This window comes from Streptomyces sp. NPDC033216, from assembly GCF_055577115.1.
The window spans coordinates 199081-225443 of the sequence record NZ_JBVIQK010000003.1 but is presented as its reverse complement, the minus strand read 5'-3'; the positions used below and the strand labels follow the sequence as shown (position 1 = coordinate 225443).

The window sequence follows — 26363 nt, the reverse complement described above, 5'->3', positions numbered from 1 at the left end:
CGGTCGTGACCGCCGATCCCGTCGTGGGTGACGCCACCGGAACTCGGTGAGCGGGCGCCGCCGATCCTCGTACGCCGGAGCACCGAGCAGCCGTCCGCCGCCGAGGACCGAGGTCTCCCCGCGCACCGAGGTCTCCCCGACGGCCGGGCGGGGAGGGGTGGTCGCAGGATCCGCCGTCACTCCTTCATCCCGACGGCCTCCACCGGACGGGCCCTCAGCAGCAGGCGTGCGGGCACCATCGCGCCGGCCGCGGCCAGCGCGGCCGTCAGGCCGACGATCGCCAGGTATCCGGGCACGGAGACGGACGGCCACATCGTCCCGTTCACGGCCGTCGCGACCAGCGCCAGGGGGAAGACCGACAGAGCGGTTCCGAGCAGGACTCCCACCACGGCCACCGTCAGGCTCTCGCGGCGCATCATGGCCATCACCTGACGACGAGTGGTTCCGCTCAGCCGCAGCAGGGCGAACTCACGGCGCCTGGTTGCGGTGTTCATGGCCTGGGTGTTGACCACCGTGATCGCCGTATAGGCGATGATCATGGCGACGACGAGATAGTTGACCCAGGCCGTCGCGCGCTGCTCGGCCACCTGCGCGTCGGTCGCCAGCCCGTCGTTCAGTGACGTGCCGGGATAGTCGGCGGCGAGCGCCGAGAGCGCTCCGGCCGGGTCCGGCCCTGCGGACTCCGACCGGACCAGCACGGACTGGTCGAGGCGGTCGGTGGTGTGCGCCAGCAGCAGGTCGTGGTCGAACGTGATGTCCGCGAACCCGAATCCCCGCTCGTAGACGGCGATCACCCGGCCGGTGAAGGCCGTACCGTCCCCGAGACGCAGCCGTGCCCGGTCTCCGACGCCGATGCCCAGCCAGGAGGCGGTGGTCGTGCTGACGGCCACCGTGCCGGAGGACAGCTGTGCCAGGTCCCCCCGCGTCACGCCCAGGTCCATGGTGGCGGCCGCGGCTCGCGGTTGGACGCCCTGGGCGCTCAGCGAGACCGCCTGCTCCTCTCCGAGCAGGGAGCCCACTCCCACCACCTTGGAGCGCACGATTCCGGTGGCCGCGCGCACCCCCGGCAAGTCGCCGGCCCGCCGGGCCACTTCGGGTGCAACGCCGGACGGCGCGGTCAGGACGTGGTCGGCGACGGTGCCGGCGTGGATCTGGTCGGCGGACTCCTTCAGCTGCGTGGTCTGGGTGAAGACCACCGTGGCCGCGAAGGCGACGACCAGCACGAGAGGGGTGACGGCCCCCGCGGTGCGGGTGGCCTGACTGCGCGCGTTCGCCGTGGCCAGCCAACCGGTGACGCCGGTCCCGCGCAGGGCTGGGGCCAGGATCCGGATCGCCGCGCGGGTGAGGGCCGGGCCGAGTACCGCCACCGCGATCACGAGCACGAGGACCAGGGAGTTGGCCAGCCCGACGAGGGTGAGGAAGTCGGTGCGCATGCCGAGACCGAGGCCGCTGACGGCGGCCGCCAGGGCCAGCAGCACGCAGCCGGTGACGGTGCGCCCGCGTCCCAGGCGCGTGGGCTCGGCCGCGGCCTCGCCGAGGGCTTCCGTCGGACGGATGCGGGTGGTGCGGCGGGAGGCGAAGAACACCGCTGTCAGCGCGGTCAGCACGGTCGCGGCGATCGCTGCGAGGAACGGCAGCGGCCCCAGGGTCGGCCGGAAGTCGGGAGGGACGATGCCGTGCCCGGCGAACTGGCCGCTGAGCCAGTGGACCGCTCCGGCGCCGGCCGGGCAGCCGGCGACTCCCGCGGCCAGGGCGACCACGACCGTTTCGGCGACGACCATGCGGCGCAGCTGACGCGGGGTGGTGCCGACGGCCCGCAGGAGCGCCAGTTCCCGGCGCCGGTGCAGGATGGCCAGCGAGATGGTGGCGTACAGGACGAAGACCGCCACGAGCAGTACGTTGCCGCCGATCGCGGTGGCGAGTTCGACGAGGTTGGCGGCGCCGACGGCGATGTCGTCGAACTCCGCCCTGCCGCGCCCCGCACCGGTCTCGACGACGGCCGGCTGCGCGGCGAGAGCCTTCTCGATGGCCGAGGCCACCTGCTCCGTGGGGGCGTCCGGCGAGGTCAGGACACCGAAGGCGCGGACGCCGTCGGAGGCGCCGCCGAGGCGGTCCATGGCGGCGTCGGTGACGAACAGCACCGACTGGCGGGGGGTGCGTCCGTCGTCGAGCGCGACCAGCCCGACGACGCCGTACGTACGCGGGGTGGAGGAGGTCATGAGTTTGACGGTGCCCCCGGGCCGGACGCCGGCTCTGGCGGCGAGGTCGGTGTCCAGGACGACCTCCCGGCTGCCTCGCGGCGCGCGTCCCTCGGTGAGGCGGAAGCCGCCCAGTGCGAGGCTCTCCCAGGTGTGCGCCTGGGGGGAGCCGCCGTTGCGGCCCGTGACGGCGTGTCCGTCGGCGAGCACGCGGACCGTGGCCCCGCGGTCCGCGACCACGGACCCGACCCCGTCGACGGCGGCTATCCGTTCCGCTGTCGATCGGGGGAGCAGGGCTCGCTCGGACAGCGGCTGCCCGCTCTCGTAGGCCGATCCGTCGGCGGACCTCACGTCGAATGTGACCTTCTGTTCGCCGGAGACGATCACCGCGGCCTTCTCGTACCGTTCGGGCGGCAGGGTGGAGCGGAGTCCGGATTCCAGGAGCACGCCGCAGGCACTGATCACCGTGGCGCCCAGGAACAGGGCGAGGAAGGTGGCGACGAAGGCTCCCCGACGTGCCCGCAGGGTCGACAGTCCCAGCCGCAGCATCACGAGGTCCTCCGCAGTCCGGACATGATGTGCCTGACCTGCTCGGCGGTCGGCCTGTCCAGATGCCGCACGATGCGTCCGTCCCGCAGGAACAGCACGTGGTCGCTGTGCTCCGCCGCCACGGGATCGTGGCTGACCATCACGACCGTCTGGTGCAGGTCGGTGACCGTCTGGCGCAGGAGCGACAGGATCTCCAGGGCGGTGTCGGGGTCCAGGGCCCCGGTCGGCTCGTCCGCGAACAGCACCTCCGGCCGGGTGACCAGGGCCCGTGCGATGGCCACGCGCTGCTGCTGCCCTCCCGACAGCTCCGCGGGCCTGCGCTTCAGCAACCCCGACAGCCCCACTCGCTCGGTGACGTCACGCACCCAGCCGTCGTCCGCGCGCGTCCCCGCCAGCCGGAGGGGGAGGGTGATGTTCTCGGCCGCGGTGAGGGACGGCAGCAGGTTGAACGCCTGGAAGACGAATCCGACGCGGGTCCGGCGCAGTTCCGTCAACTGCGTCTCGTCGAGCCCGGCCAGGTCCTGCCCGCCCAGTTGCACCGTGCCGGACGTGGGCCGGTCGAGACCGGCGGCGCAGTGCAGGAACGTGCTCTTGCCGGAACCGGAGGGCCCCATGACGGACGTGAAGGTACCGGGCATGATGCCGGCGCTGACCTGGTCCAGGGCCGCCACGCCGGAGGCCGCGCTCCCGTAGTACTTGGTGACCTGCGTCAGTCGTACGGCGCTTCCGGTGGTGACCGGAACGGCGGTCGGCTCGTCGCGGCTGTGCAGCCTGACCATGGAGTCCTCGCAGCGGGATGGGGTGTGAGAACTCCACTTCAGCCGAGGTGTCGGCCCGCGGCCTCCTTCCCCGCGGTGAAGTCCGCGCTCCTCCACCCGGGCGAGGCGGGCACGGGGGTCCTGCGTGCGGACGAGCGGGAGCGGTCGTGCCGCGGCACCCCCGCGCGCGGGTCTCCTCCTTGCGGAGGAGGTGGCGGGGAGGAGGTCTGCCCGGGCACATCCGCCTCGAGGCAGAGCCGCGGCCGACGAGGGGCCGTCTACGGTTGGGGCATGAAACTGATGGACTCGTTCGCAGGGCGTCGCATACCTGCCGCCCTGGCCGACACGAGTCTGGCGGCACTGGTGGCGGCGGGCTGTCTGGCCCTGCCCGGCGTGATTCCCGCGGACGGGCCGGAGCTGCGCGGCCCGGACGCCTGGTGGTTCGCGCTCATCCTGCTCTCCGCCCTGCCCATCGCCCTGCACCACCGCATCCCGTGGGCGAGTCCGCTGATCGTGGCGGCCACCACCAGCACCCTCCAGGGCCTGTCGTACATTCCCGACCTCTCCGGCCCCGACGGCACCTCGATCGGCCCGGCCTACCTCGGCGTGGCCACGGCCGTCTTCCTCACCTCCGTACGGTGCGAGCCGCGGGTCACGACGGCGACGGCCCTGCTCATTCCGGTGCACGCGTTCGTCGAAGCGCTGCTCGCCTCCGCCGGGGACCGCATCGCCACCTTCCTGGTGGACGCCCTGCTCCTGTTGACGGCATGGGCGCTGGGCCTTCTGGTGCGGGCCCGGACGGCGATGCGCAACGAGGCGGTGGAACGCGCCGCCGCCCTGGAACGGGAACAGACGGCCAACGCACGTGCGGCCGTGATGGCGGAGCGGGCCCGCATCGCCAGGGAGATGCACGACATCGTGGCGCACAACGTCAGCCTGATGGTCGTCCAGACCATCGCGGCCGACCGGGTCCAGGACCGCTCCCCCGAGAAGGCCCACGAACTGCACGCGACGATCGAACAGACGGGGCGGGACACCGTCACCGAGCTGCGCCGGCTGCTGAGTGTGCTGCGCACCGACGAGGACGCCGACGACGACCCCACGCGCCAACCGCCCCAGCCGACCGTCGACGCCCTTCCCGAGCTGATCGACTCGGTCCGTGCCACCGGCCTGGACGTCGACCACCGCACCACCGGGACTCCGGTCGTCCTGCCGGCGGGCGCGCACCTCACGGTGTACCGCGTGGTCCAGGAGGCACTGACCAACACCCTCAAGCACGCCGGCCCCACCCGCACGGGTGTGAGTCTCGACTGGGACGGGAGCGGTGGCCGGCTCGTCGTGCGGGTCTGCGACGACGGCCCCCGCGACGACGCCCGTCCGCACCGGCCGCCGACGGTGCCGGCCGGCGCCGGTCACGGCCTGCTGGGGATGCGTGAGCGCGTCTCCGCGGTCGGCGGCACCCTGTACACGGGCGCGCGGCCGGGGGGCGGCTACTGCGTGCACGCCACGCTGCCCCTGCCCCTGCCCGAGCCGGGCGACACCACCGCACAGCACGAGGGAAACCCACGGTATGCAGCCCATTAGCGTTCTGCTGGTCGACGACCAGCCCATGATCCGGACGGGGTTCCGGCTCATCCTCGAAGCGGAGCCCGACATCACCGTCCTCGGCGAGGCGTCCGACGGCCACGGCGCCGTCGAGGAAGCCCGTCGGCTGACCCCCGACATCGTGCTCATGGACATCCGGATGCCGCACATGGACGGTGTGGAGGCCACACGGCTGCTGTCGGAGTCGGGGTCGCCCAGCCGGGTCATCGTCCTGACCACGTTCGATCTCGACGCGCACGTCGTGGACGCGCTGCGGGCGGGCGCGAGCGGTTTCCTGGTCAAGGACGGCCCGGCCGATTCGCTGGTGGGCGCCATCCGTACGGTGGCGGCCGGCGACGCCGTGCTCGCCCCCCGGGTCACCCAACGGCTGCTGACGCGGTTCGCCGCGATGTCTTCGGAAGCCGAGCCGGCGGTGCCGGCGCGCCTGGACGCCCTGACCTCCCGGGAGCTCGACGTGCTGCGTGCCCTGAGCCGGGGCCTGTCGAACGCGGAGATCGCCCAGGCCCTGGGCATCGGGGAGACGACCGTCAAGACGCATGTGGCACACATCCTCGCCAAGTACGGTCTGCGCGACCGGATCCAGGCGGTGATCCTTGCCTACGACTGCGGGCTCGTGACCCCGGGCGCGGCGGGGAGGCCCTGAACCGCGGGCCGGGCCGGGGCCCCGCAGCGGGCCCGGCGCCCTGCCCGCCCGTCGGCACGGGCGGCGCACCGGTCGGGGCGGTTGCCCGGCGTTCGCGGGCCGTCACGGGACGGCCGACCCGTCGGCCCGTGTGGCGCCGGCCGACGCCGAGGACGTGCCAGGCCTGTCACCGCAGTGTCCACAGGCCCGGTCGGCCGCTGCTCCTCGACGAGGCGGTCACGTCCGCCGACCGCACCCGGACGGCCGGGGCGATGCCGAACTCCTCGTCCTGCCGAACGGTTCACGCGGGCCTTCGACTTCTTCGTCCCCGCCGCGGCCCCTCTGCGGCCCGCCCGGTCCGCCCGGGCGCGGACGGACCGGATGCCGACCGCCGCCCGACATGCGCGGTGAGGGCTCCGGTGCCGGCGGCGCCGCGTTCGCGTGCTCACATCAGGCACCTCGCCCGTCACGCGCGGGGCGCCGCGCCGGCCTGCGCGGCTCGGCTTCGCGGAGGGGGCACCGTCGTGCCGGAGCGCCTGACCGAGCTCGAAGACGCCGGACGCACCTTCAGCCACGAGTTGGCCGAACACCGCTTCCCCGTCCGTCGCAGCGTCTCCACGCTCCGCGTGCTGCCGGTGGTGGAAAGCGGTGAGGCGTTCGTCGGGTGGTGGTCCGGCCCGGTTGACCCTCGACATGGTCGAGGGGCGAGAGTCCCGGTTGTGGAGAGCGAGATGCGCAGTATCGGCGAGGTGGCCCGGGACAGCGGGCTGGGCGTGAGTGCCCTGAGGTTCTACGACCGTGCGGGTGTGCTGGTGCCGGCCTGGGTGGACCCGGTGAGCGGCTACCGCTGGTACGAACCCGAGCAGCTGGACGAGGCGCGGCTGCTGGTCCGCCTGCGGCGGGCCGGGATGCCGTTGGCGGACATCCGGCTGGTGCTGGCCGGCTGGTCCGGTGCGGACACCGGCCTCGTCCGAAAGCTCCTCGAGTCGCATCTGCGCCGCCTCGAACAGGGACTGTCAGACGCCCGCGGCGAGTTCTCCGCACTCCGAGCACAACTCGACGACAGGGAGAACCCCATGACCTCGCTCCGCGCCACCATCCGGCTGTCCGTCGCCGCGCCTCGACTGGCAGCCACCCTGGCCGCCGTCCGCTTCGCGGCGAGCACCGATCCGGAGCTGCCGATGCTCGGCGGCGTCCTGTTCGACATCGAGGGCGCACGGCTCCACGCCGTGGCGACCGACCGGTATCGCATGGCCGTGGCCCAGGTCGGCTTCACCGGGGACCACGCGAGTGCCGTGCAGGCCATCGTGCCCACGCCGGTCATCGACGCGATGCGGGCGCTACTGGACGGCGAGGACCCCGTGCGGCTCTCCGTCGACGGTGACCGCGTCACACTGGAGGCCGGGGACCGGCAGGTGGCCGGCCAGTGCCTCGACCACGACTTTCCCGATTATCGTCGTCTCCTCCCGCTGCCCGGCGGCCGCCGCGCCCTCGTGAACGTGGCGGCTTTGCGGAACGCCTTGGAGAACGGGCCCCTCCGCACCGCGGAGGCCGGCGGCCGGGACCTCAGCGTCCTCAGGGTGACGGACGACGGCACGGTCACCGTCTGTGCGGAGGGCGAAGAGGGCCCGGACCGGATCGCCGTCGACCGTCAATTCCTGCTGGAAGCGCTGACGGCCGGGGCCCGTGACGAACTGGTCCTGGAAGTCGACGCCCCCACCGCGCCGATCGCGATCCGCCGCCCCGACGACGAGGAGACGTTCTCGATCCTGATGCCGGTCCGCCTGGAGGAATGACTCGCCGCCGTGCTCCGCGGCATGCTGCGTGAACGCACCCCGGCACGTGCCTCAGCCGTCCCCTGGTACAACGCCGCCAGGCGTTCGATCGCGGGCCGGGTCGCCGGATGGGGGTCGTCGCGCCACCAGGCGAAGCGGCGGGCGACGGGTCCGGCGTCCCGGACCGGGCCGGTGGACGACTCCGGGCCGGGCGGAGGCGGCGGGGACCGGGCGATGGAGCCCACTCATGGCCGCGGCCATGAGTGGGCGCTCGACTGACCTGTTCACCGTGCGCCGGGTGTCGGCCCGGGCCTGCGGTCTGTTCATGGACGTCACCCCTTCCCCCGCCGCTCTCGTGGGGTGGATCGGGCTCGGGCAGCACCTCGAGCGGGCCGAGTGGGCGAGCATCGTCCGGTCGTCGCCGCCAACGGCCCGGGCATGACCGTCCGGCGCGGCCGAGGGGTCCGGCGCGGACTCGGTGTCCGGGCGCGGGCCGAGCCGTCCGGCGCGGCGAGGCAGAGTCACCCGGAGAAGCGCCGCATGAGACGGTCCCGCGCGGTTGAGCGGCCCGGCCCCGCCGAGCGACCGGGCACCCCGACTCGCCGGGCACCGTCGGGCGGCCCCGCGCCGCCAGCGCCGTCGGGCCCGCCCACACCGTCCGTCCGGGGCCCTGTCCACTCCGTCTCGTCCCTCCCCACGCCGCCTCACGCCGGCGTCGTCACCGCCGTCCCCGGCTTCTCGAACTGGGTCCGGTACAGCTCCGCGTACCGGCCGTTCGCCGCCAGCAGGTTCTCGTGCGTGCCGCGTTCCACGATCCGGCCGGACTCCACGACCAGGATCAGGTCGGCGGCCCGCACGGTGGACAGGCGGTGGGCGATGACGACGGCCGTACGGCCCTGGAGCGCCTCGGTGAGCGCCTCCTGGACGGCCGCCTCGGAGGTGTTGTCGAGGTGGGCGGTGGCCTCGTCGAGGATGACGATCCGCTGGCGGGCCAGCAGCAGGCGGGCGATGGTCATGCGCTGGCGTTCACCGCCGGACAGGCGGTAGCCGCGCTCGCCGACCACCGTGTCGAGGCCGTCGGGCAGGGAGCGGACCAGGTCGTCGAGGCGGGAGCGGCGCAGGGCGTCCCAGAGTTCCTCCTCGGTGGCCTCGGGACCGGCGAGGAGGAGGTTGGCGCGGACGGTGTCGTGGAAGAGGTGACCGTCCTGGGTGACCATGCCGATCGTCGCGCGCAGGGAACGGGCGCTCAGGTCGCGCACGTCGACGCCGCCGATGCGGACGGCGCCCTCGTCGACGTCGTAGAGGCGGGGCAGGAGTTGGGCGATCGTCGACTTGCCGGCGCCGGAGGAGCCGACGAGGGCGACCGTCCGGCCGGGTTCGGCGCGGAAGGAGACGCCGTGCAGGACTTCGGCGCCGTCGCGGGTGTCGAGGGTGGCGACCTCCTCCAGGGAGGCGAGGGAGACCTTGTCGGCCGACGGGTAGCCGAAGCGGACGTCGTCGAACTCGACGGAGACCGGGCCTTCTGGCACCTCACGGGCGTCGGGCTTCTCCTCGATGAGCGGCTCCAGGTCGAGCACCTCGAAGACACGTTCGAAGCTGACGAGTGCGCTCATCACCTCGACGCGGGCTCCGGCGAGCGCGGTGAGGGGGGCGTAGAGGCGGGTCAGGAGCAGGGCGAGGGCGACGACGGCGCCCGGGTCCAGGGCGCCGTCCAGGGCGAGTCGGCCGCCGAGGCCGTAGACGAGGGCGAGAGCGAGGGCCGAGACCAGGGTGAGGGCGGTGATGAACACCGACTGGGCGGTGGCGGTGCGGACGCCGATGTCGCGGACCTGGGCGGCGCGCGCGGCGAACTCGGCGGACTCCTGCTCGGGACGGCCGAACAGTTTCACCAGGGTGGCGCCGGGCGCGGAGAACCGTTCCGTCATGCGGGTGCCCATCACCGCGTTGAGCGTGGCCGCCTCGCGCTGCATCTCCGCCATCCGGCGGCCCATGCGGCGGGCGGGCACCACGAACACCGGCAGCAGTACGAGGGCGAGCAGGGTGACCTGCCAGGACAGGGTGAGCATGACGGCCAGGGTGAGAACCAGCGTGACCAGGTTGCTGACCACGCCGGACAGGGTGTTGCTGAAGGCGCGCTGGGCGCCGATCACGTCGTTGTTGAGCCGGGAGACGAGCGCCCCGGTACGGGTGCGGGTGAAGAAGGCGACCGGCATCCGCTGCACGTGGTCGAAGACCGTCGTGCGCAGATCGAGGATGAGCCCCTCCCCCAGCGTCGCCGAGAGTCTGCGGCCGAGGATGCCGAACACCGCCTCCAGCACGGCGATCAGCGCGATGAGCAGCGCCAGCCGGACGACGGTCGAGGACTCGCCGTGCTGCGACACGATCGTGTTGACGACCCTGCCCGCGAGGACGGGGGTGGCCACCGCGAACAGCGCGGTCACCACGCCGATCAGGACGAAGGCGGCGATGCGGCGGCGGTGCGGGCGGGCGAAGGCGCCGATGCGGCGCAACGTCGCGCGGTTGAAGGGGCGGCGTTCGTGCCGGGCGTTCATGACGCTGTACAGCTGCGTCCAGGCGGTGGTCTCCATGCTCATGAAGAGGACCGTAGGACCTCGACCAGAGTTGAGGTCAACATGACCGGGCGGTCCCACCGTGATCCACTGACGTTCGCACGGTGATCGGACGGACGGTCCGCTCCCCGCCGCCCTGCCCCGGCGCCGCACCCCCCCGTCAGGCACACTGTCCCCGCAGTCCGACGACGGGGGGAACCGACATCCATGGCGGCACGTGACGCGCTACCAGGCCTGGCCAGTAACCCGGCGGCTCCGGCGGCCGTCCTCCTGCGCCTGCTGAAACTCGACTACGACTGGTCCACGGTGGCCCGGCTGACCTGGCGCGCGTCGGTGCCCGACGAGGTGGCGGAGGCCCTCCTCGCGCATCCCGACCGGCGGGTGCGGGCCGCGCTGGCGGACAGCGCGGGCGCCGATCCCGCGCTGCGGGCCCGCCTCCTGGACGGCCCGGCCTCGGACGCGATCCTCGTCGCCTGCGGTCCGCAGCCGTACGCCACGACCGCGCCGCCGCTCCCCGACCGGGCCTACGAGCGGCTGCTGGCCCATGACGACACCAATGTCCGGTACGAGACGGCGAACGCGCCCTCCACACCCGCCCACGTCCTGCTGCCGCTCGCCGGTCACGAGGACCCGCGGTTCCGGCTCGCGGCCTGCCGCAGGATCTGGGACCAGCTGGCGCCGGAGGTGCGCGGGGCCCTGCTCGACGACCCGGACCCGCAGGTGCGTACGGCGGCCGCGCTCCAGGTCATGGCGGACGACGAGGAGCGCACCTCCTGGCTGGTCGAGTCACGCGAGGACCACTGTTGGCTCTGGGAGGTCCTCGCCCACGGCAGGCTGGAGCGCGGCCTCGCCGAACGTCTGCTCGCGGAGGGCACGCGTCTGGCGCGGCTCGTGGGCAATCCCACGTTCCCCGCCGACCTCGCCGCCACGCTGGCCCGGCACCAGGACCCGGCCGTACGCCTCGCGGTGTCCGCCCGCCCCGAACTCGACGAGGAGCAACGCGCGGCGATCGACTGGAAGGTGGCAGCGGAGGACCGGCTGGAGACGCTGGTGTGGGTGTGGCGGGGCCGTGCCGACGGGGAGTTGCTGCGCCGTTGCGCCCACTCGGCCCACACGTGGTTGCGCCGCAGTGCCGCGGCGTGCGCCGAACTGCCGGACGACTGCGTCGGGCTCCTCGCCGGGGACGAGGACTTCGCCGTACGACTGCTGCTCGCCGAGCGGCATCCGAAGGCGCCGCCGGAACTGCTGCTCGACCTGTACCTGCACGGCGCGCACCGGGCCGTCGGCATGCTGGTCGCGCGGCCCGGATTCCCCTCGGCGGGGCTGGCGGAGCGGTGCGCCGACGCGGCGGATCCACGCGAGCGCGCACTCGCGCTGCGTGACCCCTCGGCGACGCCCGAGCTGGTGGAGCGGCTGAGCCGGGACCCGGACGCGTTCGTCCGCGCGGCGGCGGCGTGGGACCGGAGGTTGCCGGTGGGCAGGCTCGTCGAGTTGCTGGACGACCCTCAGGCGGGCAGTGCCGCCGCCGCCAACCCCCTGTTGCCGGTCGCCGAGATGACGGCGCTGCTGGACCGGGCGGGCGCCCCCGCCTGATCAGCCGACCGCCACCCGGACCGGCCCGGCGGCGGGGTCGACGCGGTGGGTCCATGCGGCGGGCAGGCGCAGGGTGCGGTTCGGCTGTGCGGTCCGGAGCCGCTCACGGTGCAGGACACGGCCGTTCTGGGTGACGTACAGGACCGGGCGGGTGAGTTCCGTCGTCGTGCGCAGGACGTACGGGAGCCGGTCGGACGGGGTGACGCGGTTCGGGGCGATCCAGCGCAGGGGCGGGGCGACCGACAGGGGGACGGCGGGCGGGCGGGCGGTGCCCTCGAGGTGGTCCAGGACGGCGCGGGCCGCGTGGACGCCCTCGTGGGCCGCCGTCGCCGCGCTCTCCACGGGGTGCAGGAGGCTCCCGGCGGCGAAGAGGCCCGGACGAGAGGTGTGCAGGGCGCCGTCGACGGCGGGGCCGCGGGTGCCGGGGTCGAGGGTCAGGCCTGCGCGGCGGGCCAGTTCGTGGTCGGGGACGAAGTCGCCGGTGAACACGACGGTGTCGCAGGGCAGTACGGCCGTCCGGCCGTCCCGGCGCCGGACGCGTACGCCCGACAGGCGTCCGTGCCCGAGGAGTTCGGCGACCGTGGTGTCGGTGAGGAGCGGAACGCCGTGGCGCAGCCGGGAGCCGGCGGCGCGTGCCGGAGCGGTCTGCGGGCGGGTGTGCTCCGTCAGCATCGCCACCACGGTGGCGCCCGCCGCCCGGACGGTGCCGGCCGCCGTGTAGGAGACGTCCTCGGCGCCGACGACCACCGCGCGTGTGCCGATGTGCTGCCCGTGGAGGTGGACGGCCCGCTGGAGTTCGCCGGTGGTGTAGACGCCGGCCGGGCGGGTGCCGGGAACCAGGCGGGCGGCACGCGGGCGTTCACGCGCGCCGGTGGCGAGAACGACCGCGCGTGCGGTGAGGATCTCGGGGCCGTCGGGGCTCACGGTGTGCAGGGACAGGGGGCCGGCCCAGTCCGAGGCGGTGATTCCGGGGCGGACGGTGGCGCCGGCCCGAGCGGCCGCGGTGACCAGCAGGCGGGCGTACGCCGGGCCGGTCAGGGGATGCACAAGGGTGCCGTAGCCGCCGTGATCGCAGTGGCGGGGTACCCCGCCGGGCTCCGGTTCCCGGTCCAGTACCTCGACCCTGCCGGCTCCCGCCGCGGCGAGGCGGGCTGCGGCCGCGAGTCCGGCGGGGCCGGCGCCGACGATCAGGACGTCGACCTCACGCGCGACCGTCATACCCGCGACACCTTCCCCGGCAGGCACGCCGGCCCCGGCACCGGCGCCTCGGCCGACGCGACCCGGACAGCAGCCCCGCGACAGACACCCCGGCCGCCTCCGCCGACACCCGACCCCACGACACCGAAACCGCCCACCACCGTCATACCCCCCTCGCCTCCCCCACCAGGAGGGACGGCCTCGGCGCCGGCGCGTCCGCCAGGAGAGCACGGAGCGTGGGCCCGCAGAACGTGCCCTGGCAGCGGCCCGCGCCGGCGCGGGTGCGCCGGCGTAGGCCTTCGAGGGTACGGGCGGGGACCGGGCCGGTGAGGGCGTCGCGGATGTCGCCGCGTGAGACGTGCTCGCAGTGGCAGACGAGGTCGCCGTACTCGGGGTCGGCGGCGATGCGGTCGGCGCTCGGACGGGGATCGCGCATGCGAACCGGCGCCAGGGGCCGGGCGGGGCCGAGGTCGAGGCCGGTCTCGTCGGCCAGCAGGACGGTGACGTGGGCGGCGATGGCCAGGGACGCGGTGAGGCCGGTGGAGCGTATGCCGCCGACGGTGACGGATCCGTCGGCGGGGTGGGCGGTGATGCGGTAGTCCTCGTGTTCGGTGGCGGCGCGTAGGCCCGCGTAGACGGCGGTGACCTCCTCCTCGAGGAGATCGGGCAGGATGCGGGCGCCCTGGGCGCGCAGGGCGGTGAGGCCCTCGGCGGTGGATCCGGTGGCCCGTTTGTCGTCGAGGTCCTCGGCGGTGGGACCGAGCAGGACGTTGCCGTACACGGTGGGGGCCACGAGGACGCCCTTGCCGACGGCGGTGGGGACGGGCAGCAGGATGTGGCGGACGAGGTGGCGGGCGAGGGTGTCGAAGACGATGAGCTGGCCGCGGCGCGGGGTGACGGTGAAGTCGTCGTGGCCGAGCCGGCGGTCGAGGGTGTCGGCGTGCAGTCCGGCCGCGTTGACGAGGCGGCGGGCACGCAGGGGGCCCCGGCCGGTGCCGAGCGCGTGCACGCCGTCCCGCCGGCTCACCTGTTCCACGCGGGAGCCGAGGTGGAGGTCCACTCCGTGCCGGACCGCCTGGGTGGCGTACGCCAGCGGGGTCGTCCACGGGCAGACGACGCTCTCGCCGGGCACGTACAGGGCGCCGAGCGCGCCGGGCCCCAAGCGGGGTTCCCTTTCGTAGAGTTCGGCCGGGACGAGGAGGCGGGCGTCGCGGTACTCGTTGTGTTCGGCCTTCTCCGCGAGGCGGGGCAGGGCGGCGAGTTGTCCCGCGTCCCAGGCCACGAGGAGCGCGCCGACCGGGTCGACGGGGATGCCGGACTCGGCGGCGTACGCGGTGAGCAGGCGGGCGCCCTCGCGGACGAGCCTCGCCTCCAGGGAGCCGGGGACGGCGTCGAAGCCGGTGTGCAGGATCGCGGTGTTGGCCTTCGAGGTGCCCTGACCGATGTCGTCCTGGGCCTCGACGAGGGCCACCTTCAGGCGGGGGTAACGGGCCAGTTCGCGGGCGATGGCGCAGCCGACGACCCCGGCGCCGACGATCGCGACGTCGTAGGGGGCGGTGGGCAGGGGGCCGTCGGCGGTCACCGTCATGCCGGGGCGCCGTCCAGCAGGGCCGTGACCGCGGCGCGGAAGCGGCCGAGGCGGTCCGCCGCCTCGCCGGCCGTGACGCGGGGCTCGTACACCGCCGACGGCCTCCCCTCGGGGAGGGTTTCGGCGAGGGGTGTGCCGGGGGCGGCCCCGAGGCGGGCCAGGGCGCCGACGCCGAGGGCGGTGGCGTCGGGCAGGGCGGACACCTCGACGGGACGTTGCAGCAGGTCGGCCTGTGTCTGCATGAGCAGGGTGGAGCGGGTCAGCCCGCCGTCGACGCGCAGGAGGGTCACGGGGGTGCCCAGGTCGGCCGCCGCGGCCTCGGCCAGTTCCACCACCTGCGCGGCCAGTCCCTCGCACAGGGCGCGCACCAGGTGTCCGGGGGTGGTGTCCAGGCCGAGTCCGGTGAGGGAGCCACGCAGGTCGCCGCGCCACCAGGGGGCGGCGAGTCCCGCGAGGGCCGGGACGAAGGTGACGCCACCGCTGTCGGGGACGGTCGCGCCGACGGTGTCGAGGTCGGCGGCGCCGGCGATGACACCGAGGTCGGTGAGCCAGCGCACGGCGGAGGCGGCGGTGTACACCTGTCCGTCGAGGCAGTACTCGGTGCGTCCGGCGAGCCGCCAGGCGACGCAGCTGACCAGTCCGGAGGTGCCGCGCCGGGGGGTTTCGCCGGTCGGGGCGAGGAGGAACGCGCCCGTGCCGTAAGTGCACTTGGCGGTGCCGGGTGCGGTGACGCGCTGGGCGAGCAGGGCGGCCTGCTGGTCGACGGCGAGGCCGGTGAGGGGGATGTCGTACCCGAACTCACGGGTGACACCCACTGGTCGGGCGTTGTCGACGATCTCGGGGAGTCGTTCCGCGGACAGGCCGTACAGGTCGAGGGCGCGGGACGACCAGGTGGTCCGGTCGAGGTCGAGGAGCTGGGTGCGGCCGGCGGTCGCCGCGTCGGTGACACAGGCGCCGGTGAGGCGGTGCACGAGCCAGGCGTCGCTGGTGGTGACGACTCCCTCGGTGGTGAGGTGACGGCGGATCCAGGCCATTTTGGGGGCGGCGAAGTACGGGTCGACGGGCAGACCGGTCGCCTCCCGCAACTCCGCCGCGTACGGCGCGAGTTCCCGGCAGACGGTTTCGGCTCGGCGATCCTGCCAGACGAGGGCGTCGGTGAGCGGGCGGCCCGTCGCCGGGTCCCAGGCGAGGACGGTCTCGCCCTGGTTGGCGAGGCCGAGCGCCACGACGCGTTCACCGGCCTCGGCGAGCGCGTACCGGCCCGCGTCCAGTAACGAGGCGTACAGCGCGACCGGGTCCACCTCGACGCGGGCGCCGGGCAGATGGCGAGGGCGTACGGCCGCGAACCCCGTTCCCAGGATGCCGCGTTCGGGGCAGATCACCAGGGCCTTGGTGCCGGACGTGCCCTGGTCGACGGCGAGTACCGGACCCGTCATCACGCCCCTTCCTCGGTGATCGGCGGGCTCAGCCTGCCGTCGGGTCGGCCACCCCGTCAAGAGGACCCCACCTGCGCCGATCCGGCCACGGGGACACCGGCTGATCACCGGTCAGTTGCAGTATCGGCAAGCATGGTCGGATCGATCCGGAAACAGGTGTGGCGGGCAACGGCCGGGCCCTATAGTGACCGCCGAAACCGAGGCGATCTCCTCATCTGCCGCCCCGAGGAGGGCTGTTGTTACTCCACCCTGCCGTCACGCCCGATCCCCGACCAGGAGCGAGCGGCTGATGGCCAGAGACGGAGCACGCCCCGGCTACGACCCCGCGGGTCACGACGGCGAACTGCGGGCCGCCCTCCAGGAGGTCCGCACCGGCCGCTGGTTGTCGATGCGGACCCTGTTGGAGCGCACGACGCACTGGTGGCAGTGGACACAGCGCACCCAGGTGCTCGCCGCTGGAGCGGCCGGGACCGATGTGATCCGGGCCTGGCTCGCCGAGGAGCCGGACAGTGTGCCGGCCGCCGTGATGCGGGCCCGGGTCGCCGTCGAGCGAGCTCTGCGCGCACACCGCGAGCGACACCGCCGTACGCACGAGCTGTGGATCGAGGCCTGGGACATGAGCCAGGGCGCCGCCCGCGCCGCCCCGCCGGACCCGGTGCCGTGGGTGTGTCTGCTGGCCCTGGCCCAGCTGGACCACGAGCAGGCGTGGGAGGAGCACCGGGCGCCGCCGCCGGACCCGGCCCTGCCGCCCGGCCCGTGGGGGCTGCTGGCGGAGGCCGTCGAACGCGACCCGCACAACCGGGAGGCCCACCACCGCATGCTCCAGTTCCTGTACTCGCGAGCGGCGTCCGAGCGGCTGGCGGAGGCGGCCGGCTTCGCGTACCTGGCCGTCGCGGCCGCCCCGCCGGGCTCCGCGCTGCACGTCCTGCCGTTGTACGTCCGCGTGGAACGCTACCGGCGCGGCGGCGGACGGGAGGCCGCTCTCGACCTGCACTGGGTGGCCGAGGACGCCACCCGTGAGGCGCTGCACGCGCACACCTCCTGGTTCGAGCACAGTGCCGCCGCCGAGCGCTCCCCGCTCGACCTCAACCATCTCGCCCACGCCCTGTGGGGAGCACACCGATTCGCCGACGCCGCACGGGTGTTCGACGCGATCGGCCCGTACCGCATGCCCCTGCCCTGGGCGTACCGCACCGCCGTGCCCGGCGATCACGGCCAGGCCGCGCAGGTGTTCCTCCAGGCCCGCACCCGCAGTCACGCGGCCGCGCCGCCCGCCGGCGAGTGACGAACCGCCACCCCACCTCATCCGACGACCTTTCGGAGGCTTCCGCATGTCCGCCACTCCCGAACCACCGCTCCCCTCGCCCGTCCCGCGGACCGACGAGGAACAGCGGCTGCGCGAGCTGGGCTACCGGCCCGTGCTGGCCCGGCGTATGGGCGGCTTCGGCAACTTCGCGATCAGCTTCTCCGTCATCTCGATCCTCTCCGGCTGCATGACCCTGTACGGCTTCGGCATGGGGGCGGGCGGCCCCGCGGTGATGCTGTGGGGCTGGGCGGGCGTCGGCCTGTTCGTGCTGTGCGTGGGTCTCGCACTGGCCGAGGTCACCAGCGCGTACCCGACGTCCGGGGCTCTGTACTACATGGCCGACCGGCTCGGCGGACGCCGCTGGGGCTGGTACACGGGGTGGCTGAACCTGCTCGGGCTGCTCGGCGCGATCGCCGGCATCGACTACGGCGCCGCCCTGTTCGCGGGGGCATTCGCCAATCTCCAGTGGGGCTTCGAGCCGACACCGGAGAAGACCATGCTGATCTTCATGGCGATCCTGCTGCTGCACGCCGTGCTGAACCTGTTCGGTGTCCGCCTGGTCAGTGTCCTGAACTCGGTCTCCGTGTGGTGGCACCTCGCGGGCGTGGCGCTCATCGTCGGCGCGCTGGCGATCGTCCCCGACCACCACCGGTCGCCGTCCTTCGTCTTCGGCGAGTTCGTCAACGACACCGGCTGGGACAACCCGGTGTACGTGGCGGCGATCGGCCTGCTCCTCGCCCAGTACACGTTCTCCGGCTACGACGCCTCGGCGCACCTGTCGGAGGAGACCGCCAACGCGTCGGTGTCTGCGGCGCGCGGCATCGTCCGCTCCATCTGGGTGTCCTGGGCAGCGGGCTTCGTCCTCCTCGCGGGCCTCACCTTCGCCATCCAGGACTACGACGCCACCCGCGCCACCGAGACCGGCGTACCGCCCGCGCAGATCCTGCTGGACGGTCTCGGCACGGACGGGGCGAGCGCGCTGCTGCTCGTGGTGATCGTGGCCCAGTTGTTCTGCGGCAACGCCGAGGTCGCCGCCGCCAGCCGGATGGTGTTCGCGTTCAGCCGGGACGGCGCGCTGCCCGGCTCGCACCTGTGGCGCAAGGTCAGCGCCCGCACCCAGACCCCGGTCGCCGCGGTGTGGCTGTCGGTCGCCGTCGCCTGCGTCCTCGCCCTGCCCTCGCTGTACTCGGCGACCGCCTACGGCGCGGTCACGGCGATCAACGTCATCGGCATCACGCCCGCGTACGCCATCCCCGTCCTGCTGCGTCTGCGCGCCGGGGACCGTTTCCAGCCGGGTCCCTGGCACCTGGGCCGGTGGAGCAGGCCGATCGGGTGGATCGCCGTGGTGTGGGTGGCCTGTGTGACGGTGCTGTTCTGCCTGCCGCAGTCCTCGCCGGTGACGGGGGAGACGATGAACTACGCCTCCGTCGCCCTCGCCGTCGTGCTGGTCCTCGCCACGGTGTGGTGGTTCGTGGCCCGTCGTTCCTACGGCACGCCCACGGCGGCGGCGTACGGCTCGGACCGGGAGCAGGCGGAGCTGGCCGAAGGCATCGTCTGAGGCCGGGCGCGGGTACGAACTGCCGTCCCGGATACGGCAGGATGAGCGGTCGCGTCCGTGCACGGGACGGGCGCGACCGCACTTCGCACATCCCGGAATCGAGCAGGTGACCACGTGACGACACTTCACATCGGGCCCCCGGCGTTCCTCTTCGCCGCGGACCGTCCCTCCGGAGGCCACCGGTGAACCGCGCGCTGACCCTCGACGACGCCGTCCTCGCCGGAACAGCTCTCGCCACGGGCCTGTTGGTGGCGTTCCTGTCGCGGACGCTGTTGCTCTGGCTGGCCAAGCACGCCAAGCGCACCAAGTGGAGCGGCGACGACGTCGTCGTGGACGCGCTGCGCACGGTCGTGCCGTGGGCGGCGCTCGTGGGCGGCGGGGCGGCGGCGGCGGCCGTACTGCCGCTGACCGAGCCGGTCCAGCACACCGTCAACCAGAGCCTGACCGTCCTGCTGATCTTCGCGGTCACGGTGTCGGCGGCCCGGGTGATCGCCGGGCTGGTGCAGAGCGTCACCCACGCACGCTCCGGCGTCGCCGGATCCGCGACGATCTTCGTCAACATCACGCGGGTGCTGGTCCTGGCGCTCGGTTTCCTGGTCGCGCTTCAGAGCCTCGGCATCTCGATAGCGCCGATGCTGACCGCCCTCGGCGTCGGCGGTCTGGCCGTCGCGCTGGCCCTCCAGGACACCCTCGCCAACCTCTTCGCGGGCATCCACATCCTCGCCTCCAAGACCGTGCAGCGCGGCGACTACATCCGGCTCAGCAGCGGCGAGGAGGGCTACGTCGAGGACATCAACTGGCGGCAGACGACCGTGCGTGCCCTCTCCAACAACCTCGTCGTCATCCCCAACGGGCAGCTCGCCAAGTCGAACATGACCAACTTCATGCGCCCGGAGCAGCAGCTGACCATCCTGGTGCAGGTCGGTGTCGCCTACGACAGCGATCTGGAGCAGGTCGAGCGGGTCACCTGCGAGGTCGTCACCGAGGTGATGACCGAGATCACCGGCGCGGTGCCCGACCACGAGCCGCTGGTCCGCTTCCACACCTTCGGCGACTCCCGGATCGGCTTCACGGTGATCCTGGGCGTCGGCGAGTTCAGCGACCAGTTCCGGATCAAGCACGAGTTCATCAAGCGCCTGCACCGCCGCTACCGCGCCGAGGGCATCCGCATCCCGGCGCCCGCCCGGACCGTGTCGCTCCAGCAGGGCGCGGTGGTCATCCCGCAGCAGCGCACGGGCGACGACCTGGCGCCGCCCGCGGCCCTGCACGACTGATCCGGCCCGACCGCCCCGGGCGCGGCGGCCGGTCCGGCCGGAACGGAACGGCCGCCGTGGGGTCCTGTCGAGTCCGGTTCGGTCACGAGATATCTTGATGTCGAGCAATGTTGCAGACGTGGAGCGGAGCACCCGGTGACTGACTCGACCATCATCTATACGCACACTGACGAGGCCCCGGCCCTGGCGACGTATTCCTTCCTGCCGGTGGTCCAGGCCTACGCCTCGCAGGCCGGTGTCTCCGTGGAGACGCGGGACATCTCGCTGGCCGGGCGCATCCTCGCCGTGTTCCCGGAGTACCTCACCGAGGACCAGCGGGTCGCGGACGCCCTGCACGAACTGGGCGAACTGGCCAAGACGCCCGAGGCGAACATCATCAAGCTGCCGAACATCTCGGCGTCGATCCCGCAGCTCAAGGCCGCGATCGCCGAGCTCCAGGCGCAGGGCTACGCGCTGCCCAACTATCCGGACGACCCGAAGACCGACGAGGAGCGGGACGTCCAGTCCCGCTACGACAAGGTCAAGGGCTCGGCCGTGAACCCGGTCCTGCGCGAGGGCAACTCCGACCGCCGCGCCCCCGCGTCGGTCAAGAACTACGCCAAGACCCACCCGCACCGCATGGGCGCCTGGTCGTCGGACTCCAAGACCAACGTCGCGACCATGGGTGAGAACGACTTCCGCTCCACCGAGAAGTCCGCCGTGATCTCCGAGGCCGGTTCCCTGCGCATCGAGCTGGTCGGCGAGGACGGCACCACCACCGTCCTGCGCGAGTCCGTACCGGTCCTCGAGGGCGAGGTCGTCGACGCCTCCGTGCTGCACGCGGCCGCGCTGCGCGAGTTCCTCACCGCGCAGATCGCCCGCGCCAAGGCCGACGGCGTGCTCTTCTCGGTGCACCTCAAGGCGACGATGATGAAGGTCTCCGACCCGATCATCTTCGGTCACGTGGTGCGCGCCTTCTTCCCGAAGACCTTCGAGCGGTACGGCGCGGCCCTGGCCGCAGCCGGCCTGACGCCGAACGACGGTCTCGGCGGCATCCTCAAGGGTCTGGAGGCCCTGCCCGAGGGCGACGCGATCAAGGCCTCCTTCGAGGCCGAGCTGGCCGAGGGGCCGGCCCTGGCGATGGTCGACTCCGACAAGGGCATCACCAACCTGCACGTGCCGTCGGACGTGATCGTCGACGCCTCGATGCCGGCGATGATCCGCACCTCCGGCCACATGTGGGGCCCGGACGGCGAGGAGGCCGACACCCTCGCGGTGCTGCCGGACTCCTCCTACTCCGGCGTCTACCAGGCCGTCATCGAGGACTGCCGCGCCCACGGCGCCTACGACCCGTCGACCATGGGCTCCGTCCCGAACGTCGGCCTGATGGCGCAGAAGGCCGAGGAGTACGGCTCCCACGACAAGACCTTCGAGGTCAAGGCCGCCGGCACGGTCCGCCTGGTCGACTCGGCCGGCAACGTCGTCCTGGAGCAGCCGGTCGCCGAGGGCGACATCTTCCGCGCCTGCCAGACCAAGGACGCCCCGATCCGCGACTGGGTCAAGCTGGCCGTCACCCGCGCCCGCGCCACCGGCAGCCCGGCGGTGTTCTGGCTCGACGAGACCCGCGCCCACGACGCCCAGCTGATCGCCAAGGTCAGGACGTACCTGTCGGAGCACGACACCGAGGGCCTGGACATCCGGATCCTCGACCCGGTCGAGGCCACCAAGCTGTCGGTGGAGCGCATCCGCCGGGGCGAGGACACGATCTCGGTCACGGGCAACGTCCTGCGCGACTACCTCACCGACCTGTTCCCCATCCTGGAGCTGGGCACCAGCGCCAAGATGCTGTCGGTGGTCCCGCTGATGGCGGGCGGCGGCCTCTTCGAGACGGGCGCCGGCGGTTCCGCGCCGAAGCACGTCCAGCAGCTGGTCAAGGAGAACTACCTGCGCTGGGACTCCCTCGGTGAGTTCTTCGCGCTCGTCCCGTCGCTGGAGCAGTACGCCGACTTCACGGGCAACTCCCGCGCGAAGGTCCTCGCCGACACCCTCGACCGTGCAACGGCGACGTTCCTCGACGAGGACAAGTCCCCGACCCGTCGCGTCGGCGGCATCGACAACCGCGGCAGCCACTTCTACCTGTCCCTGTACTGGGCGCAGGAGCTGGCGCGGCAGACCGACGACGCCGACCTCGCGAAGGCCTTCGCCTCGTTCGCCGAGTCCCTCGCGGCGAACGAGCAGAAGATCGTCGAGGAGCTGAACGCCGTCCAGGGCCAGCCGGCCGACATCGGCGGCTACTACCAGCCCGACCCGGCGAAGGCGGCGGCGGTCATGCGCCCGTCGGCCACCTGGAACGAGCTGCTCGGCTCCCTGAGCTGACGCCCACCCGCTGGACCTCCGCCCCGACCTGTGCACCCTCCGGCCGGGGCGGAGGTGCGTGACGGGGCGGAGGTGCGTGACGGGGCGGAGGCGGCGATGCGGGGCCGAGGTGCGTGACAGGACCGAAGTGCCCGACAGGACCGAAGTGCCTGAGGGGGCGGAGGCCGCGATGTGGCACCGTGATCGGGCGACTTCGCAGCCGATCCGTTCCGGGAGCCCTCGTATGACCCCTGCCGAACCGTCCTTCACCGTCCTGTCCGGTGCCGGTGCCTCGCCGGTGATCCTGCACGTCCCGCACTCGGCGCGGGAGATACCCCCCGCGGTGCGGGCGGGGATCGTGCTGGACGACGTGGCGCTGGAGCGGGAGCTGGACCACATCACCGACGCGCACACGGCGGAGATCGCCGAGACGGCGGCGCGGCGGGCCGGGGTGACGCCGTGGCGGTTCGTCAACGGGCTGTCGCGGCTGGTCGTCGACCCGGAGCGATTCCCCGACGAGCGCGAGGAGATGCTTTCGGTGGGGATGGGCGCGGTGTACACGCGGACCACGCACCGGGACCCCCTACGGGGCGCGGACACCGACCCCGAGCCGCTGATCGCCCGGTACTTCCGGCCGTACGCGGCGGCGATGACCGAGGCCGTGACCGAGCGGCTGGCGTCCGTCGGCCGGGTCGTGATCATCGACGTGCACTCCTACCCCGCCGCCCCGCTCCCCTACGAGCTGCACGGCGGGGGCCCACGCCCGCCGGTCTGCCTCGGCACCGACGCCTTCCACACCCCGCCCGAGCTGCTCACCGCCGCGCGTGAGGCGTTCGGGGGAATCGGGGAGACGGGACTCGACAGCCCGTTCGGCGGGGCGTACGTGCCCCTGGAGTACTACGGGAGGGACCCACGGGTCTCCGCGCTGATGGTGGAGATCCGCAGGGACACCTACATGACCGAACCGGGCGGCCCGGCGGGTCCGGGGCTGCCCCGGCTCGCCGCGGCACTGGCGGAACTGGTCGACGCGGTCTCCGGCTGACCTGTGCATGGCGCCTCGGCGGATGGGACAGGGGGCGTCGGCCGGACGTGGCTCCAGCCCGGGGCACGGGCTCGTCGGGCCGGCCGGTCACGCCGCGGACGGTGTCCGGCGGGTCAGGCGCGCATCCACTCCGTGACCACGACCTCACCGCCCGCGCGCAGGCGCAGGGCGAAAGGGCCGGTGGGCCGGGCTTCGCTGGTGAAGCGGCCCATGTCGTCCGCGGTGAGGGCCGCTCCGGCGCGAGGGCCGTCGAGCACCTCGATCGACGCGGCCTGCGGGGGCAGCAGCTGGCCCATGATGCCGCGGGGTGTCACCTCGACGTCGACGGTCAGCCCGCCGGTGTGGAAGGTGAGCATCCGCGGTACGTCCACCGCTCCTCTGACCGGGATGGCGTCGACCAGCGAGTCGAAGGTCAGCTCGGCGATCTTCGCGTCGAGGTCGTGCAGCGCGTAGGCCTCGACGGCGAGCAGGCGCAGCTCGGCCGGCACCGGGTCCAGGATCGCGGCGGCCTCGCGGAGTTCCGCCTCCAGGCCCACCTGGTCCAACCCCTCGTCGGGGGAGGAGCCGTCGAAGGCGTCGTCGTCCATGTCGTCGTCCATGTGGCTCACAGGGCTTCCCGTGCGTCGAGTCGGGCCCTCAGGCGGCGCAGGCATCGCTGGCGCATCGGTCCGATGCTGCCCACGGCGATGCCCAGGGCGGCCGAGACCTCCTGGTAACTGGGCGGCGGCGAGGAGATCAGCACCCGCAGCAACTGCCGGCAGCGCTCACCGAGCGCCTCGAACTCCTGCCACAGGTGGCGCACGCGCTCACTCTGCGCGGCCGCCTCCTCCGAGTCCAGCACCGACTGCTCCGGCGTACGGTCCTCGCTGACCCGGTCCAGCAGCTGGGGATCGTCCGTCGGGGTGAGCCGGCGCAGGCTCTTGATCACTTTCAGGCACTCGTTGCGCGCGGTGCTCGCCAGCCAGGAACCCGCCTTGTCCGGTTCGCGGATCCGCCCGAGGTGCTGGGCGAACCGGAACCACACGGTCTGGTACACCTCGTGCCCGTCGGCGTCGGAGAGCCGATGCGCTCGCACGACGGACCACACCAGCGGGCTCAGCCCCTCCACGATCGCCTTCCAGGCCGCCGTGTCGCCGTCGACGGCGGACCGGACGAGTGCGCCGACTTCACTACGGTCCACGGTCCCACCCCTTGTGTACGGCAAGTCATCGTACGCCGTGACGGGGCCGGCCTCGGACCTCATGACGCCCTCACGCCGGGACGGCCGGCTGCCCGACGGCCACCGGGGTCCAGGTGGCCGGCAGCAGCGTCGGCACATGGGCTCCGCGCACCTCGGCCGATTCGGCGCTCTCGGCGAGCAGTTCACGGGCGGCGGCGCGCGGGTCGGTCAGGCTGTTGGCCGTCATGTGCGCGGCGACGAGGGCTGCGACGACGGGCGTCGCGAAAGAGGTGCCGCTCCATGAGGCCAGCCCCTCGAACATGACCTGGTCCGGCTTGCCCGCGGTGACCGCCCGCTCCTCGCTCAGCACCCCGGTGTGGCGCGGCGACTGGCAGGTGCACGAGTAGGTGAAGCCGTAGCGGCAGGTGTCGTAGGTGGAGTGCTGGTACACGTAGGGGACGGGGCTGGCGAAGCCGGTGAGGGCGCTGGTGAGACGCTCGCCGGGCGCGTAGACCCGCACCCAGGGCCCGTGGTTGCTGAAGCAGGCGCCGAACTCGCCGTCTCCGCGCAGCGCGCCGACCGACAGCACCGCGTCAGCGTACTCGGGCAGGGCGGCGTAGGCGGCGGGCCAGAAGGGCGTGGCGCTGGCGTTGTTGCCCGCGGCGGCCACCAACAGGGTGTGCTGCGCACGGAGTTCCTCCATGAAGGCGGCCACGCCGAGCAGGCCGTCCACGCGGCCGTTGGAGGTGCCGGCGGAGAGGGTGAGGATGTCGGGCCAGCCGCCCTGCTCGACGGCCTCGAACAGCTTGTCGCCGAAGTCGTACTCCAGGATCGCGCCGGCGTCGTTGAGGGTGTTGCGCACGGTGATGTCGGTGTTGGGGGCGACGGCCGCCACCAGCCCGGCGATGAACGTGCCGTGGCCGACGTACTGCTGGAGGACACCGCTCTCGTCGGTCTCCCGGATCTGCGCGTCGCCCTCGGTGTGGGCGAGGAGCGGGTAGGAGCGGTAGTCGTGCATCAGACCGGTGTCGACGACGAGCACGCCGACGGCGCCGGCCGGGTCGTGGGCGGCCTGCGCCGCGGCCGGGTTGGGCGTCGCGTTGTAGGCGGCGGGCACCGGCTCGTCGCCGGGACAGGCGTTGACCGCGATGGACACCACGTGGTTGCGGCTGACCAGGCGGCGGCCCGTGCGGCCCTCGGCGCCCCGCAGGGCGCGCAGGGCACTCGCGACGGCGCGGTCCGTGCCGGACACGCCCTGGCCGGGATCGGCGACCTGGATCCGGGTGATGCCGGAGCGGTTGGCCTGCGGCCCGGCCCGGCGCACATGGTCGGGGGTGAGGTCGGGGGCCTCGGTGAAGTGCGTACGGACGGCGTCCTCGACGACCTGGGCCTCCTCGCCGTCGCGCGCGAGGACGACACCCTTCTCGTAGATGAACTCGGCGGAGTCGTCCGGGCCCATCGCCAACGGCACGCCGGGCAGCGCGCGTTGGATGTGATCGAACTGCTCGTGGAATCTCTGTGGTGCCATGTGTCCTCCCCTGAACCCGATGGTCGTCTATCAGACCCGCGGGACCCTCCTCTGATACAGGTGGTGCGACGACAGAGGTGGGTGGTGCGGTTGCGACCGCGCGCCCTCGGCGTAGGCGGACGTGCGCCTCGGGACGTCCGCCCGGCGGGGTCCGCGTCCCGTCGACGGGGCGTCCCCTTGATACGACCTGAAACGACTCCGGCCCTGTGTGGCATGCGACCGGAGCACTACCATCCGTGGGGTGACAGCGGGAAACGACGCGGTTCTCGAA

Annotated in this window: 18 protein-coding genes; 9 read left to right on the top strand and 9 right to left on the bottom strand. The window is 73.2% G+C overall.

Annotated elements, in window-relative coordinates; genetic code table 11:
• Positions 1–176: 176 nt before the first annotated feature.
• Both ACZ5Y0_RS07665 and ACZ5Y0_RS07660 read right to left on the bottom strand, forming a co-directional pair.
• Positions 177–2747: an FtsX-like permease family protein gene (locus ACZ5Y0_RS07665; RefSeq protein WP_469127703.1), complete on the bottom strand. Its 2571-nt coding sequence runs from the start codon at positions 2745–2747 to the stop codon at positions 177–179.
• Positions 2747–3526 (bottom strand): ABC transporter ATP-binding protein, encoded by a 780-nt coding sequence (locus tag ACZ5Y0_RS07660; RefSeq protein ID WP_469127702.1) that lies wholly within the window; start codon positions 3524–3526, stop codon positions 2747–2749. The genes ACZ5Y0_RS07665 and ACZ5Y0_RS07660 overlap by 1 nt, the downstream gene beginning before the upstream one ends.
• A gap of 270 nt (positions 3527–3796) precedes the next feature.
• On the opposite strand from ACZ5Y0_RS07660, the gene ACZ5Y0_RS07655 reads away from it, so the two are divergent.
• The 3 genes from ACZ5Y0_RS07655 (at position 3797) to ACZ5Y0_RS07645 (ending at position 7528) form a co-directional block, all read left to right on the top strand.
• A complete protein-coding gene (locus tag ACZ5Y0_RS07655) occupies positions 3797–5089 on the top strand; it encodes a sensor histidine kinase (protein WP_469127701.1) in 1293 nt (430 codons plus the stop codon).
• Positions 5076–5753 (top strand): response regulator, encoded by a 678-nt coding sequence (locus ACZ5Y0_RS07650; protein WP_469127700.1) that lies wholly within the window; start codon positions 5076–5078, stop codon positions 5751–5753. Before ACZ5Y0_RS07655 ends, ACZ5Y0_RS07650 begins: the two co-directional genes overlap by 14 nt.
• Positions 5754–6463: 710 nt before the next feature.
• The gene (locus ACZ5Y0_RS07645; protein ID WP_469127699.1) at positions 6464–7528 is read left to right on the top strand and encodes a DNA polymerase III subunit beta family protein; all 1065 of its coding nucleotides are present in this window, start codon (positions 6464–6466) and stop codon (positions 7526–7528) included.
• A gap of 683 nt (positions 7529–8211) precedes the next feature.
• On the opposite strand, the gene ACZ5Y0_RS07640 is transcribed toward ACZ5Y0_RS07645, so the two are convergent.
• Positions 8212–10095, bottom strand: a complete 1884-nt coding sequence (locus ACZ5Y0_RS07640) for an ABC transporter ATP-binding protein (RefSeq protein WP_469128027.1) — start codon at positions 10093–10095, stop codon at positions 8212–8214.
• Positions 10096–10284: 189 nt separating this feature from the next.
• Between ACZ5Y0_RS07640 and ACZ5Y0_RS07635 the strand changes: the two genes are divergently transcribed.
• Positions 10285–11670, top strand: coding sequence for a hypothetical protein (locus ACZ5Y0_RS07635; RefSeq protein WP_469127698.1), 1386 nt, complete (start codon positions 10285–10287; stop codon positions 11668–11670).
• On the opposite strand, the gene ACZ5Y0_RS07630 is transcribed toward ACZ5Y0_RS07635, so the two are convergent.
• The 3 genes from ACZ5Y0_RS07630 to ACZ5Y0_RS07620 all read right to left on the bottom strand — a co-directional run bounded on the left by ACZ5Y0_RS07630 (position 11671) and on the right by ACZ5Y0_RS07620 (position 15891).
• A complete protein-coding gene (locus tag ACZ5Y0_RS07630; protein ID WP_469127697.1) occupies positions 11671–12888 on the bottom strand; it encodes an NAD(P)/FAD-dependent oxidoreductase in 1218 nt (405 codons plus the stop codon).
• Positions 12889–13030: 142 nt separating this feature from the next.
• Positions 13031–14455: an FAD-dependent oxidoreductase gene (locus ACZ5Y0_RS07625; RefSeq protein WP_469127696.1), complete on the bottom strand. Its 1425-nt coding sequence runs from the start codon at positions 14453–14455 to the stop codon at positions 13031–13033.
• Positions 14452–15891: an FGGY family carbohydrate kinase gene (locus ACZ5Y0_RS07620; protein ID WP_469127695.1), complete on the bottom strand. Its 1440-nt coding sequence runs from the start codon at positions 15889–15891 to the stop codon at positions 14452–14454. Before ACZ5Y0_RS07620 ends, ACZ5Y0_RS07625 begins: the two co-directional genes overlap by 4 nt.
• A 289-nt stretch (positions 15892–16180) precedes the next feature.
• Between ACZ5Y0_RS07620 and ACZ5Y0_RS07615 the strand changes: the two genes are divergently transcribed.
• The 5 genes from ACZ5Y0_RS07615 (at position 16181) to ACZ5Y0_RS07595 (ending at position 23405) form a co-directional block, all read left to right on the top strand.
• Positions 16181–17176 carry a hypothetical protein gene (locus ACZ5Y0_RS07615; RefSeq protein WP_469127694.1) on the top strand — a complete coding sequence of 332 codons (996 nt, stop codon included), beginning with the start codon at positions 16181–16183 and terminating at the stop codon, positions 17174–17176.
• A 46-nt stretch (positions 17177–17222) separates the two neighbouring features.
• Positions 17223–18755: an amino acid permease gene (locus ACZ5Y0_RS07610; RefSeq protein WP_469127693.1), complete on the top strand. Its 1533-nt coding sequence runs from the start codon at positions 17223–17225 to the stop codon at positions 18753–18755.
• Positions 18756–18937: 182 nt separating this feature from the next.
• Positions 18938–20029 carry a mechanosensitive ion channel family protein gene (locus ACZ5Y0_RS07605; protein ID WP_469127692.1) on the top strand — a complete coding sequence of 364 codons (1092 nt, stop codon included), beginning with the start codon at positions 18938–18940 and terminating at the stop codon, positions 20027–20029.
• 135 nt (positions 20030–20164) lie between these two features.
• Entirely contained in the window at positions 20165–22384 is a 2220-nt protein-coding gene (locus tag ACZ5Y0_RS07600) for an NADP-dependent isocitrate dehydrogenase (RefSeq protein WP_469127691.1), read from the top strand.
• A gap of 223 nt (positions 22385–22607) precedes the next feature.
• The gene (locus ACZ5Y0_RS07595) at positions 22608–23405 is read left to right on the top strand and encodes an N-formylglutamate amidohydrolase (protein WP_469127690.1); all 798 of its coding nucleotides are present in this window, start codon (positions 22608–22610) and stop codon (positions 23403–23405) included.
• A gap of 113 nt (positions 23406–23518) precedes the next feature.
• On the opposite strand, the gene ACZ5Y0_RS07590 is transcribed toward ACZ5Y0_RS07595, so the two are convergent.
• Genes ACZ5Y0_RS07590 through ACZ5Y0_RS07580 form a run of 3 tightly spaced genes read right to left on the bottom strand, consistent with a single transcriptional unit; the run spans position 23519 to position 26092 of the window.
• A complete protein-coding gene (locus ACZ5Y0_RS07590; protein WP_469128026.1) occupies positions 23519–24004 on the bottom strand; it encodes a hypothetical protein in 486 nt (161 codons plus the stop codon).
• Positions 24005–24009: 5 nt separating this feature from the next.
• Positions 24010–24648, bottom strand: coding sequence for an RNA polymerase sigma factor (locus ACZ5Y0_RS07585; protein ID WP_469127689.1), 639 nt, complete (start codon positions 24646–24648; stop codon positions 24010–24012).
• A 7-nt stretch (positions 24649–24655) separates the two neighbouring features.
• Positions 24656–26092, bottom strand: coding sequence for a S8/S53 family peptidase (locus tag ACZ5Y0_RS07580; protein ID WP_469127688.1), 1437 nt, complete (start codon positions 26090–26092; stop codon positions 24656–24658).
• Between the last annotated feature and the right edge of the window lie 271 nt (positions 26093–26363).